Source organism: Mycobacterium sp. IDUB_1 (assembly GCF_055419625.1).
Genome location: NZ_JBVAYA010000004.1, coordinates 364054 through 377113, shown reverse-complemented (window position 1 = coordinate 377113; position 13060 = coordinate 364054). Strand labels below are relative to the sequence as shown.

14 protein-coding genes are annotated in these 13060 nt (G+C 68.0%); 11 read left to right on the top strand and 3 right to left on the bottom strand.

Annotation, left to right across the window (positions count from 1 at the left end; all coding sequences use genetic code 11):
* The first annotated feature begins 201 nt into the window (after positions 1–201).
* On the top strand, positions 202–591 hold the full coding sequence (locus ACZYYX_RS22780) for a hypothetical protein (protein WP_463816893.1): 390 nt from the start codon (positions 202–204) through the stop codon (positions 589–591).
* Between the two features lie 39 nt (positions 592–630).
* Positions 631–945, top strand: coding sequence for an MGMT family protein (locus ACZYYX_RS22775; RefSeq protein ID WP_463816892.1), 315 nt, complete (start codon positions 631–633; stop codon positions 943–945).
* On the opposite strand, the gene ACZYYX_RS22770 is transcribed toward ACZYYX_RS22775, so the two are convergent.
* Positions 936–1592, bottom strand: coding sequence for an enoyl-CoA hydratase/isomerase family protein (locus tag ACZYYX_RS22770; protein WP_463816891.1), 657 nt, complete (start codon positions 1590–1592; stop codon positions 936–938). The two genes, ACZYYX_RS22775 and ACZYYX_RS22770, sit on opposite strands and share 10 nt — an antisense overlap.
* Positions 1589–2239 (bottom strand): TetR family transcriptional regulator, encoded by a 651-nt coding sequence (locus ACZYYX_RS22765; protein WP_463816890.1) that lies wholly within the window; start codon positions 2237–2239, stop codon positions 1589–1591. Before ACZYYX_RS22765 ends, ACZYYX_RS22770 begins: the two co-directional genes overlap by 4 nt.
* Before the next feature lie 118 nt (positions 2240–2357).
* Between ACZYYX_RS22765 and ACZYYX_RS22760 the strand changes: the two genes are divergently transcribed.
* Genes ACZYYX_RS22760 through ACZYYX_RS22750 form a run of 3 tightly spaced genes read left to right on the top strand, consistent with a single transcriptional unit; the run spans position 2358 to position 5352 of the window.
* Entirely contained in the window at positions 2358–3203 is an 846-nt protein-coding gene (locus ACZYYX_RS22760) for a siderophore-interacting protein (RefSeq protein WP_463816889.1), read from the top strand.
* Between the two features lie 52 nt (positions 3204–3255).
* Positions 3256–4416, top strand: coding sequence for a lactate 2-monooxygenase (locus ACZYYX_RS22755; protein WP_463816888.1), 1161 nt, complete (start codon positions 3256–3258; stop codon positions 4414–4416).
* A 33-nt stretch (positions 4417–4449) separates the two neighbouring features.
* Positions 4450–5352, top strand: a complete 903-nt coding sequence (locus ACZYYX_RS22750) for a tyrosine recombinase XerC (RefSeq protein ID WP_463816887.1) — start codon at positions 4450–4452, stop codon at positions 5350–5352.
* A gap of 3 nt (positions 5353–5355) precedes the next feature.
* Here the strand turns inward: ACZYYX_RS22750 and ACZYYX_RS22745 are convergent, their stop codons facing one another.
* The gene (locus tag ACZYYX_RS22745) at positions 5356–5844 is read right to left on the bottom strand and encodes a M23 family metallopeptidase (protein ID WP_463816886.1); all 489 of its coding nucleotides are present in this window, start codon (positions 5842–5844) and stop codon (positions 5356–5358) included.
* 289 nt (positions 5845–6133) lie between these two features.
* On the opposite strand from ACZYYX_RS22745, the gene rpsB reads away from it, so the two are divergent.
* The 6 genes from rpsB (at position 6134) to ACZYYX_RS22715 (ending at position 13059) form a co-directional block, all read left to right on the top strand.
* Positions 6134–6991, top strand: coding sequence for a 30S ribosomal protein S2 (rpsB, locus tag ACZYYX_RS22740; RefSeq protein WP_463816885.1), 858 nt, complete (start codon positions 6134–6136; stop codon positions 6989–6991).
* Positions 6992–7001: 10 nt separating this feature from the next.
* Positions 7002–7817: a translation elongation factor Ts gene (tsf, locus tag ACZYYX_RS22735; protein WP_463816884.1), complete on the top strand. Its 816-nt coding sequence runs from the start codon at positions 7002–7004 to the stop codon at positions 7815–7817.
* A gap of 431 nt (positions 7818–8248) precedes the next feature.
* Positions 8249–9739, top strand: a complete 1491-nt coding sequence (locus ACZYYX_RS22730) for a sugar transferase (protein ID WP_463816883.1) — start codon at positions 8249–8251, stop codon at positions 9737–9739.
* A 51-nt stretch (positions 9740–9790) separates the two neighbouring features.
* A complete protein-coding gene (locus ACZYYX_RS22725) occupies positions 9791–11197 on the top strand; it encodes an amidase (RefSeq protein ID WP_463816882.1) in 1407 nt (468 codons plus the stop codon).
* Positions 11198–11320: 123 nt separating this feature from the next.
* Entirely contained in the window at positions 11321–12496 is a 1176-nt protein-coding gene (locus ACZYYX_RS22720) for an ABC transporter permease (RefSeq protein WP_463816881.1), read from the top strand.
* Positions 12493–13059 (top strand): FtsX-like permease family protein, encoded by a 567-nt coding sequence (locus tag ACZYYX_RS22715; RefSeq protein ID WP_463816880.1) that lies wholly within the window; start codon positions 12493–12495, stop codon positions 13057–13059. Before ACZYYX_RS22720 ends, ACZYYX_RS22715 begins: the two co-directional genes overlap by 4 nt.
* Position 13060: the final 1 nt, after the last annotated feature.

Sequence of the window (13060 nt, the reverse complement as noted above, 5' to 3'; positions counted from 1 at the left end):
TAGGGTCGACGGCTTTTCTCTGACATACCAACTCCCCATGCGCCACACCGATTTGGGCGATTGTCCTGACGCCGTCGTGCGTTGTAGAGACCATGAGGGGTACGGCGTCGGAGCCCTCGAAGAAAGTTGGGATCGGTAGCGCCCTGCCCCGTCGACACTCGGTGCATGTCAGAACGAGGCGAAGCTCGAAAGGAAATACCCATGGCACGGCGAACAATCACCGCGGTCGCTTCGGCGGCCGTGCTCTCAGGCGGGTTCGGCCTGGCAGCACTCGGCTTCGCGGTAGCGATCAGCGCCCCTGCGGCGCAGGCTGATTCGAACTGTTCGCCGGGCGAAGCGACGACTCCGGAATGCGCACCGCCGGAGGGCATGCCGGCGTGCAATGCGTTCGGTCAGTGCGGTCAGATCTGGTGTCCCGCATCCGGAATGACCCCCGTGGCCGGCTGGGATCTCTCCCGATGCCACACGTTCTACTTCGACCCGAACTCACCGGACACCAAGCCCGTGATGATTTCCGGCAACCCTCCGGGGCCGCCCCCGCCCCCGCCGCCGCCGTGCATCCCGCTGATCAACTGCCTGCCCGGCCTGTGACCCGCCTCTGACGTCGTTCACCGGCAATAAGCTGTGCCGGTGAACGACGCTGGAGAGCAGTTCGCTGCTGCCGTACTCGAGGTCGTCGACCGTATCCCGGCGGGGCGGGTGATGACCTACGGCGACATCGCCGAGTACCTGCAGCGCGGCGGACCTCGCGGCGTGGGCGGTGTGATGGCACGCGACGGGGCGGCGGTCACCTGGTGGCGTGTCGTACGCGCCAACGGCACGCTGCCGCCGCATCTGATGATCGAAGCGCAGACACAGTGGCACCACGAGGGCACTCCGTTGCGGCGTGGCATCGTCGACGTCGTCGCCGCGCGCTGGTGGCCGGCCGGTGACGGTCACACCTGAGCCAGGGCGTCCACCACCGATCCGAACATCGTGTTCTTGATGGCTCCGAGCGTCCCGCGGTCCTTGCCCAGCAGCGGGCGGAGCAGTTCCACTGCGCCGCTGGTGACGTCGGCCTCGGCTGCAATGGCGTCGACGATGCCGTTGGAGTGGGCGTCCGCGCCGCCGAAGCGGCGTCCCGTCGTCATCGATGCGACGGCCGCCGCCGGCGTGAGCTTGGCCTGGATCAACGACGCCATACCGGGATGGAACGGGATGCGGATGTCGACCTCCGGCAGGCAGAAGAATCCGCGATCGGCCCGCATGATCCGGAAGTCGTGCGCCAGCGCGAGCATCGCTCCGGCGCCGAACGCATGACCGACGACGGCCGCGGCGGTGGGCACCTCGAGGGTGAGGATGCGCGACAGCAGGCTGTGAACCCGCCCGACGTACCACGGTCCCTGATCGCTGTGGGAACCCAGCCAGTCGAGGTCCAGCCCATTCGAGTAGAACTTCGCGCCCGCGGTGGTCACCAGTGCCTGAGCGCCGTCGGAAAGCGCTCTATCGAGGGCCTCGTCGATGTCATCCAGAAACTCTGGGGAGAAACGGTTTTCGCCGTCTCCCAGATCGAGGATCGCGATGCTGTCGTCGACAGTGATGGTCACGCTCATGGTCGTCGTCCTTGTCGTTGGGGATCGGGTGGTCGGTATTCGGGTGGGGGTATGGTCAGGACTGCGCGCACGGCGGCACGCACATGCTCACGCGCCGTGGGTATGTCGCGTCGATTGCGGCTCAGCACCAGAGCCGTCGGCAGGTCCACGATGCATGCTGTGATCACGTCGACGGCCGCAGCGTCCCTGCGGTCCCACATCGCGTCGGCAAGGCGCACCATCAGCGCGATCAGCTCGGTGTCGAGCTCACGCAGAGCATCGCCGATCGTCTTCGGAAGGGGGCCTGCCAGGAGTTCGTCACGGCGCACCTGCAACAGCAGCGTGGCCGAGTCGGCGTGGCGCTCGGCGAACGCGACCGGTGCGTCCGCCGCAGCGACCACCGCATCCACGGCAGAGGCCTCGGTGTCGGGGTGCAGTGCATGGTCGACGAGCGTCGTCTGCAACGCGAGGAACCGTCGGCCTGCCCGCAGCCAAGCGTGCCCGATCAAGCCGTTGCGCGAGGAAAACGTGTGATAGAGCGCTCCATTCGAAGCGCCGACGGCCGTGCTGACCGCCCGAATGGAGACCGCCTTGGGTCCTGACCGGGCCGCGAGTCGCTCGACGGCGTCGAGAACGGTGTCCGGGTCGTGCACCCGTGGCCGCGCCATGGCGACACCATAACAGAGCGCTCGCTCTGTTATCTGCCACGGACGGCCCCCTATCGTCGGCACCGCTCGTATAGTCGATGGGGCGCCACACGGCGCGCGACATCAGAAAGGTGGTCAGGTGGCAGGACGTCCGGTGCACACCTTCGAGGTCGTGCGGACAGAGCAGATCAGTCCCCACATGGTTCGAGTCATCCTCGGCGGCAATGGTTTCGACACGTTTACGCCGAACGACTACACCGACGCCTACGTCAAGTTGGTCTTCGTCGACGACACGGTGGACGTCGGTGCGCTCGAGCATCCGCTGACGTTGGACAGCTTCACCGCGCTTCCGTCGCAGCACCAGCCGACTGTGCGGACCTACACCGTGCGCCGCGCCGATGCCGGCCGGCGTGAGATCACCATCGACTTCGTCGTCCACGGCGAGCACGGCGTCGCCGGCCCATGGGCGGCGTCCGCGCAACCGGGTCAGCGGTTGTTCGTGATGGGACCGAGCGGTGCGTTCGCGCCCGATCCGGCCGCCGACTGGTATCTGTTCGCCGGCGACGAGGCAGCGTTGCCCGCCATCGGTGCGGCGCTGGAAACGTTGCCGGACAACGCGATCGGACAGGCGGTGATCGAAGTAGCCGGTCCGGAGGACATCGTCGAGCTGCGTGCGCCCGAGGGCGTCGACATCCGGTGGGTGTATCGCGGCGGACGCGCTGACCTCGTGCCCGAGGACAACGCCGGCGACCACGCTCTGCTGATCACTGCCGTCAAGGAGGCCCCCTGGCTGCCGGGCCAGGTCCAGGTCTTCATCCACGGCGAAGCGCAGGCCGTGATGCACAACCTGCGGCCCTACATCCGCAAGGAGCGCGGCATCGAGCCGAAGTGGGCGTCGTCGATATCCGGGTACTGGCGGCGCGGCCGCACGGAGGAGACCTTCCGCGAATGGAAGCGCGAGCTCGCCGCCACGGAGGCCACATAACCCGCCGGCGAAACGGGGGCCCCGTGTTCGGCACCGATGGCAGGGTGGGGCCATGACTTTCGGCAACTACCAGTACGAGATCTATCTGCAGGGCCTCTCCGGCGTCATGCCGACCCTGCCCATGGACTACGCCGGCTGGGAGGCCAAGGCCGAAGTCGCCATGCCGCCGTCGATCTGGTCGTACGTCGCCGGCGGCGCAGGTGACGAGAACACCCAGCGCGCCAACCGCACCGCGTTCGACCGATGGGGTCTCATGCCCCGCATGCTTGTCGGCGCGACCGAGCGCGACCTCACCGTCGACCTCTTCGGGCTGACCCTGCCGTCGCCGCTGTTCATGGCGCCCGTCGGGGTCATCGGCATCTGCGGCCAGGATGGGCACGGCGATCTCGCTGCCGCCCGGGCGGCCGCGCGCACCGGCGTGCCCATGGCGGTGTCCACGCTCACCGAGGACCCCATCGAGGACGTCGCCGCCGAGTTCGGTGACACCCCCGGCTTCTTCCAGCTGTACACCCCGACCGACCGGGATCTGGCCGCGAGCCTGGTCCAGCGTGCGGAGAAGGCGGGATACAAGGCGATCATCGTCACCCTCGACACCTGGATCCCCGGCTGGCGACCGCGTGACCTCTCCACGTCGAACTTCCCGCAGCTGCGGGGCCGCTGTCTGGCCAACTACATGAGTGACCCTGTGTTCCGCGCCGGTCTGGCCCAGCCGCCCGAGGAGAACATGCAGGCCGCCGTGCTCAAGTGGGTCAGCCTGTTCGGCAATCCGCTGACCTGGGACGACCTGCCCTGGCTGCGATCGCTGACCGACCTTCCCCTGGTGCTCAAAGGGATCTGCCACCCCGACGACGTGCGCCGTGCCAAGGACGGCGGCGTGGACGGCATCTACTGCTCGACGCACGGCGGCCGTCAGGCCAACGGCGGACTGCCCGCGATCGACTGCCTGCCCGACGTCGTCGAGGCCGCCGACGGGCTGCCCGTGCTGTTCGACTCGGGCGTGCGCAGCGGTACCGACATCGTGAAGGCGCTCGCCCTCGGTGCCACGGCGGTGGGAGTCGGGCGGCCCTACGCCTACGGACTGGCCATCGGTGGAGAAGACGGGGTTGTCCACGTACTGCGCTCGCTGCTGGCCGAGACCGACCTGACGATGGCTGTCGACGGATATCGCAGCCTGGCAGATCTCACTCCGGACACGCTGCGGCGCGTCCTGTAGAGCCGACGCCGGTCCGATGTCACCGTGACCGGCGTGGAGGCCATTCTGGGGGAATTCGACACCTACCTCGCGCTGGAGCGTGGCCGCTCCGATCACACCCGGCGCGCCTACCTGGGCGACCTGCGATCGCTGTTCGACTTCCTGGACCGTCGACACCCCGATGCGGGTCTGCGTGCGCTGACCCTGCCGGTGCTGCGCTCGTGGCTGGCGGCGCAGGCGTCGGCGGGTGCGGCGCGGACCACGCTGGCGCGGCGTGCATCAGCGGTCAAGACGTTCACGGCGTGGGCGGCCCGCCGCGGCCTGCTCGACGAGGACCCGTCGGTGCGGTTGCAGGCGCCGAAGACACGTCGGACGCTGCCGTCGGTGTTGCGTCAGGACCAGGCGGTCGACGCGATGGACGCCGCGAATTCCGGTGCCGAGCAGGGAGATCCAGTCGCCCTACGGGACCGGCTGATCGTCGAGATGCTCTACGCCACCGGGATGCGGGTCAGCGAGCTCTGCGGCCTCGACGTCGACGACATCGACACCTCCCGGCGGGTGCTGCGGGTGCTCGGCAAGGGAAACAAGCAGCGCACCGTTCCCTACGGCGATCCGGCGCACAGGGCGCTGATGTCGTGGTTGAGCGACGGGCGCCCTGCGCTGGCCACCCCCACATCAGGGCCGGCGCTGCTGCTCGGTGCGCGCGGCGGCCGGCTCGACCCGCGGCAGGCCCGCACCGTCGTGCACCAGACAGTGGCCGCCGTCCACGGCGCCCCGGACATCGGCCCGCACGGGTTGCGGCACAGCGCGGCCACCCACCTGCTCGAGGGCGGCGCTGACCTGCGCGTCGTGCAGGAACTGCTCGGTCACTCCACGCTGGCCACCACGCAGCTCTACACCCACGTCAGCGTCGCCCGGCTGCGCGCGGTGCACGACCAGGCGCATCCCCGGGCGTGACGCTCAGCGCAGCGGCTTGAGCTTGATCGGCGTCGTCGCCACCAGCGCGACCGGGTCGACATAGTCCGCGCGAGCCGCCGGACCCCACATCGCACCCCAGTGCAGGCAGGCCGCCGCAGCGCACCCGGCATGACCCGGTTGCAGCGCACCGATCACAAAGCCCGCGCCGACCGTCTGCCCCGCGCGCACCGCGGCCTGTACCGGCTCGTAGCTGGTGCGCAGCCCACCCGGGTGTGCGATCGACACCACGGGCCGGCCGGCGAGCACCCCGGCGAAGACCACGGTGCCGGCCCCTGCGGCGTACACGGCCTGGCCCGCTGCGCCGACGACGTCGACGCCGCGATGCCCTCGCTGCCAATTCCGTTCGGGGGCGTCGAACGCGCGGACCACCGCCGGGCGCGGCCGCAACGGCCACTCCAGACGGGGACCGTCCGCCCCCGCGGGAGCCACCGAGGCCACGGCGCAGAGCAGAACAGCCGCCAGAATGCGCATCGCAGCAGTGCACCCTGAGGAAGAGCTGCTGTTCCAGGGCCGGTTCAGCGGCTGGGGATAGGCGCTCGGCGTCCTGATCAGCGTGGTCAAACCACCCGTTCCGAGCGTGTAAACTTCTCTGCGCAGCTCGCTTGCGCGGGCTGACTTCGCGCGTCTGCACGAACCCTCGCGGGTTCGTCACCTGTATGCCGGGCGGTCCCGATGACTCGGGTCCGGCATCGAAGCAGTCGCCAGGGTCCGGCTCACCCGATGCCGGACGACAACCGACAACTCAAAGGTACGGACACCCATGGCTGTTGTGACCATGAAGCAGCTGCTTGACAGCGGCGCTCACTTCGGGCATCAGACCCGACGCTGGAATCCCAAGATGAAGCGGTTCATCTTCACCGACCGCAACGGCATCTACATCATCGATCTGCAGCAGACGCTGACCTACATCGACTCGGCCTACGAGTTCGTCAAGGAGACCGTCGCCCACGGCGGGTCGATCATGTTCGTCGGCACCAAGAAGCAGGCGCAGGAATCCATCGCCGAGGAGGCGACCCGCGTCGGCATGCCGTATGTGAACCAGCGCTGGTTGGGCGGCATGCTCACCAACTTCTCCACCGTGCACAAGCGCCTTCAGCGGATGAAGGAGCTCGAGGCCATGGAGCAGACCGGTGGCTTCGAGGGTCGCACCAAGAAGGAAATCCTGATGCTGACCCGCGAGAAGAACAAGCTCGAGCGTTCGCTCGGCGGTATCCGGGACATGCAGAAGGTGCCGTCGGCGATCTGGGTCGTCGACACCAACAAGGAGCACCTCGCCGTCGCTGAGGCACGCAAGCTCAACATCCCGATCATCGCGATCCTGGACACCAACTGCGATCCCGACGTCGTGGACTACCCGATCCCCGGAAACGACGACGCCATCCGCTCCGCCGCCCTGCTCACCAAGGTCGTTGCGGCCGCGGTGGCCGAGGGGCTGCAGGCCCGCTCGGGTGCCGGCAAGACCGAGGCCGGCCAGGATGGCGTGGCTGCCGAGCCGCTCGCCGAGTGGGAGCAGGAGCTGCTCGCCGGTGCCACGGCGTCGCCCACCGCGGCCGGAGCCGCACCGGGAACGCCCGAGGCCGAGATCCAGACCGAACCCACCCCTGCACAGAATCCCTAGGAACACATCTATGGCTAACTACACCGCTGCCGACGTCAAGCGCCTTCGGGAGCTGACCGGCGCCGGAATGATGGACAGCAAGAACGCGCTCGTCGACGCCGAGGGCGATTTCGACAAAGCCGTGGAGCTGCTGCGCATCAAGGGCGCCAAGGACGTCGGCAAGCGTGCCGAGCGTGCGACCGCCGAAGGTCTGGTGGCCGCCAAGGACGGTGCGCTGATCGAGCTCAACTCCGAGACCGACTTCGTCGCCAAGAACGCCGAGTTCCAGGCCGCCGCCGACCAGATCGTGGCTGCTGCGGCCGCGGCCAAGGCGACGGACGTCGACGCGCTCAAGGCCGCCAAAGCCGGTGACACCACGGTCGAGCAGGTCATCGCCGATCTGTCGGCGAAGATCGGCGAGAAGCTCGAGCTGCGCCGCGTCGCGTACTTCGACGGTCAGGTGGAGACCTACCTGCACAAGCGCGCTGCCGACCTCCCGCCGGCCGTCGGCGTGCTGGTCGAGTACACCGGTGACGACAAGTCTGCTGCGCACGCGGTCGCACTCCAGATCGCTGCGCTGAAGGCGAAGTACCTCACCCGCGAGGACGTGCCCGAGGACATCGTCGCCAACGAGCGCCGGATCGCCGAGGAGACCGCGAAGGCCGAGGGCAAGCCCGAGCAGGCGCTGCCCAAGATCGTCGAGGGTCGCGTGACCGGTTACTACAAGGACGTCGTGCTGCTCGACCAGCCCTCGGTGTCCGACAACAAGAAGACCGTCAAGGCTCTGCTCGACGAGGCCGGCGTGACCGTGACACGGTTCGTCCGGTTCGAGGTCGGTCAGGCCTGACGACGACGCCGGGCGAGGTACGAGCCCGGTGAGGAATCAGGCCAATCGAGCAGAAGTCTGACCCCAGCACCACCGCACGGCCCCCGGAACACTGCGTTCCGGGGGCCGTGTGCGTTGCGGCGGATCCCGCGCGCGTGGGATGGAATCCTCGGCGGCAATCGTTCGAACGGCGCACGTTCTTTGCCACGATCTCAAAAATGAGACCGAAAATTGCGGTCACGATAATAAGGGCGTGCTCCAGCCGTTGCCCGAGACGGCGAGTGTGGGTGCCCTTCTTTTGCCGCCGTTGATGACCGTTGACACGCAGCAAACTTGCAGGCGACTCTGTCAAATATGACGAACCGCTCTCGTCGGCGTCAAATGACGACGACGCAGCTGCCGTAGAGTTAACCTCTTCATGTGGAGCGCACCGTGATCCGGGGAGGTCAGCTATGACCGGTGTCATCGACGCTCCTCCAACGGCAAAGACCAATGCCGTCGAGCGCCAGCTAGACCTCCCGATGCTGACCGAAGTGGTGCCCGCACGTCGCCGCAAATCATCGCTGCCGATTGCGGCGATGGCGATCGATCTGGCCACGGGATCGCTTGCCGTCGCGGTCGGAATGACCGTCGCCAACTACCGGAATCAGCAGCTGCCGCCGTCGTGGATGATGTGTTTCTTCGCGCCGACGGTGATCGCGCTCTTCGCCATCCGTGGCCTGTACAGGCGGTCACTGAATCGCTCGTTCCTCGACGAGCTGCCGAAAATCGAGGCGCTCACCACGGTGGCGGCGATGCTGCTGTTGAGCGGCCTGGTCCTCAATCCGAACATCGAAGGATCGCGCAGCACTGCCGTGGCTCAGGTGTGGGTGTGCGCCGCGGTGCTGATCCCGCTCGGACGCCTCGTGCGCAGCATCGTCCGGACCCGCATGCTTCGCCGGAACAAGATGATCGCTCCGACGCTGATCGTCGGAAACGGCAGGATCGCCGCGAAAGTGGTCGAGCGCCTGGAGGTCACCCCGAACTACGGGTTGCGGCCCATCGGCCTGATCGACGACGACCTGCCGACCATGGGGGTGGACCGTGACAAGCCGGCCAGCATCCCGTACCTAGGAAAGCTGGACACCCTCGAAGACGCCATCAACCAGACCCATGCCCGATGTCTGATCGTGGCCTTCTCCCGCACCCGGGACGAGGCCATCACGGCGGCGGTCAAGGTGGCGCACCGGCACGGAATGGCCGTGTGGATCGTGCCGCGGATCTTCGACACCATCGGCGTGCACGCCACCATCGACCACATCGGCGGACTACCGCTGATCTCGGTGCCCAGCACGGACCCGCGCGGCTGGCAGTTCGCCGTCAAGCATTTCTCGGATCGTCTGTTCGCAACGATCGGGCTCGTGCTGATCTCGCCGCTGTTCCTGTCGCTGATGCTGGCGGTGCGGCTCAGCTCGCCCGGGCCGATCTTCTTCGGCCAGGCCCGGATCGGCCGCGACGGGCGCGTCTTCGACTGTCTCAAGTTCCGGTCCATGAGGCCTCCCAGCGTCGCGGACGCGTCATTCGAGCGCCGCGCCGACAGCGCGCCGGGCGGCGTCGAGGGGGAGGACCGCCGCACGCGAATCGGCAAGATCATGCGCGCCACCTCGCTGGACGAGCTGCCACAGCTCATCAACGTCGTCCGCGGGGAGATGAGCCTTGTCGGTCCCCGTCCGGAGCGGCCCGAGTACGTCGATCTGTTCAACGCCCAGATCGCGCGGTACGGCGACCGGCACCGCGTGAAGGCGGGTATGACCGGGTGGGCTCAGGTGCACGGTCTGCGCGGCCAGACCTCGATCGCCGACCGCGCCGAATGGGACAACTTCTACATCGAGAACTGGTCGCTGTGGCTGGACTGGAAGATCCTCGCGATGACCGTGGGAGCGGTGCTTCAGCGCGCCGAATGACGACCGCGGGGACTGCCCGACACCGCCGGTACGCTCTGGTACCGTCGCGCCATGACCCGCATCGACGCCTTCGCTGACGACGCCCTGGGCACATTCGACGCTGTCGGCGCAGTGAATGCGCTGCGAGCGGGTGAGGTCTCGGCGGCCGAACTGACCGATGCCGCCATCGCGCGCACCGAGTCCGTCAATCCGGCCCTCAACGGCCTGGCCTTCGAAGCGTTCGACCGCGCGCGGACGCGCGCCCGGCTGACATATCCCTATGGGGGCTTCTTCGATGGCGTGCCCACGTTCATCAAAGACAACGTGGCCGTGGCGGGAATGCCGACCCGGGAAGGGGCAGACGCCTGGGAGGCGCGCATCGAGTCGAGCGATGGCGACTTCGCGAAGCCGTACCTGGCCACGGGGCTGATTCCCCTTGGTAAGACACAACTGTCGGAGTTCGGCTTCAGCGCCTCGGCTGAGCATCCGCGCCTGGGTGCGGTGCGTAATCCGTGGCACACCGACCACACCGCGGGTGCCTCGTCGTCTGGCTCGGGGGCGTTCGTCGCCTCCGGCGTGGTCCCGATCGCGCACGCCAACGACGGCGGCGGCTCGATCCGCATCCCTGCCGCGTGCAACGGCCTGGTGGGCCTCAAACCCTCGCGGGGGAGGCTCCCACTGGATCGCAATGTCCGTCAGATGCCGCTGCAGATCGTGCACAACGGCGTCCTCACCCGCTCGGTCCGCGACACCGCGGCCTTCTATCGGGAGATGGAACGCGTCATCGCCAACCCCAAGCTGCGCGCTGTCGGCGACGTCCGCGGCCCGAGCGCCCAACGCCTGGACATCGCGGTGTGCACGCGGTCGATCGCCCGGGACTCCGCTCCGGAGATCGCCGAACTGACCCTGCAGACCGCTGCGCTGCTCGAAGAGCTCGGCCACCGAGTCACCGTGGTCGACAATCCGATACCGCCACGATTCATCGACGACTTCCTTCTCTACTGGTCGTTCCTGGCGTTCGCACTGGTGCGCGGTGGCCGGCGCACCTTCGGTGAGACCTTCGACCGCACCCGGCTGGACAGCCTCACGCTGGGGTTGGAGCACCACGCGGCGCGTAATCTCGCGCGACTGCCCGCCGCGCTGGTCAGGCTGGCCCGCACGCGGAGAATCACCTCGCGCCTACAGAAGACCTACGACCTGCTGTTGACCCCGACGCTGGCCGACGTCACCCCCCGCATCGGCCACCTGGACCCGACGGCCGAGTACCAGCAGGTGATCGAGCGGCTCATCGACTGGGTGGCATTCACACCGCTGCAGAACGTGACGGGGGAGCCGGCGATTTCGTTGCCGTTGGCGCGCTCGGCGTCGGGATTACCGGTCGGCATGATGTTCGCCGCGCCGCTCGGCCAGGATGCGCGGCTGCTGGAGCTCGCCTACGAACTCGAGCAGGCACAACCGTGGCCGACGATCTCGAGCTGACGGATGGGCAACGAAATCCGTTGCGTCCCCGACACGCTGCCGTAACTGCGCCCCTGGCGTATTAACACCGACGTCACCGCAGGTGGCTCTGAGTGTTACGTGCGGCTCCCACCATCATCTCTCGTGGAGACGAGTCAAGTCGGCGATTCGTCGGCGGTGATGCCCTCCGAGCAGCTTCCCGTCGGCTCGCAGAACACAGTGATGTGCCTGATCCGGTTCGCTCTGGCCAACATCCGGCGCAGGCCCGAGCGCTTCGTCCTCTCGGTGCTCGGTATCGCGCTGGCGATCGCGTGCGTCACCGTGGTGCGCACCGTATCGGCGAGTTTCGCTATGACAGGCGAGGATTCGGTCACCGACGTGCTGTCCGGCGGCGCTCTGTGGGTCGTGCCCGCAGCCGGCGTGCACTATGACCCCGACGTCGAGGCGCTCGTCGCCAACGGGCCGGCGCCTGATATCTCCATCCCGGGCGGATGGACTGCCACCCGCACCCTGTCCGGGGTGACGGAGGTGGCCGGTCATGCCGTGTCTCTGCGTGGCCGCGACGACATCGCTGCCGGAGAGGCGCAGATCGCCGCGGGTGCGGCCGGGCGCCTCGGCGTGGCCGACGGCGACCGCGTCACGATTGGTGGACAGAGTCTGCAGGTCCGCATCGGTGGAGGCGGTGAGTCCGTCGTCGTACCAACCGCGATAGCGGAATCCGTTGTCGGGCAGAGTGGTTGGTGGGTTGTCTCGGCACCGGCCGGTTCGGAGAAGCGGCGTGATCTGGCGCAGTCCTTCTCGACCGAGGTGGGGTTGCCCGCCACGCCCGATCCGTCCGTGCAACCGGACCCGCAGGGTCGGGGACTCATCTACGACACCGTCGGCGGCGCTGGTCCGCTGACCTTCGAGCAGAAGTTCTCGGCGTTGTTCTCCGGCAAGGTGACGGGATCGACGCTGGGACTCATCTCCACGATCGGCCTGGCGCTGGGCTTCGTCATCGCGGTGTCGTCGTTCTTGGCTTCGGTCGCCGAGCGGCGTCGCGAATTCGGCATCATGTCCAGCATCGGACTGGCCGACGAAGTGCTGTACTTCTTCCTCGTCGAGTCCGCGATGGTGTTCGTCGCCGCCTACGTGGTGGGTATCGCCGCGGCGGGTATCGCTGTGGCGCTGGTGATTCCAGGCATCGCCACGGTGACGGCCTGGCTGCAGGGCATCGCGATGACCGCGATGTTCCTGCCCGCGATGGCCATCGTCGGCGCCCTGGTGCCGGTGCACCGCCTGCTCCAGCACCGCCCCGTCGAGCTGCTGAGTGCGCGATGATCGTCAAGGGGTTGACCTACGGTTGGCTCGCCGCCCGCCGGCGCGCGCGGGAGATGGTGCTCCCGGCCGTCACCACCGCGACGGGGGCGTACCTGGTGGTGCTCGTGTTCGGAATGAGCGACGGAATCCGTAGCCAGTCAGCGGTTCTGGGGCACGCCGACGAGATCGGGCACGCGGTGACACTGATCGCGGTCACCGTGCTGCTGGTCGGTGTCGCAGAAGTGGCGGTGGCGACGACGAGGACCGTCACGCAACGTACCCGCGAACTCGGCGTGCTCGGCGCCAACGGCGTTCCGCGCCCACCCGTCGTCGCCGCGCTTCTCGTCGAGCCCGCGATCGCCGCGGTGGCGGGTGCCCTCGCCGGTGCGCTGTTGGCGGGGTTGACGGGCGTGGCCCTGGCAATGGCGGATGTGGTCGGCACCGGTGTGTCGATGTCGGGACTGGCGGCCGGTGCCGCGATCGCGGTCGGCGTCAGCATCGTGGCCGCCCTGGCGACCAGCATCGTGCCCACCTGGAAGGCGGCCTCGCGCCCCCCGATTCGATCGCTGACCGAAGGAAGCTGAC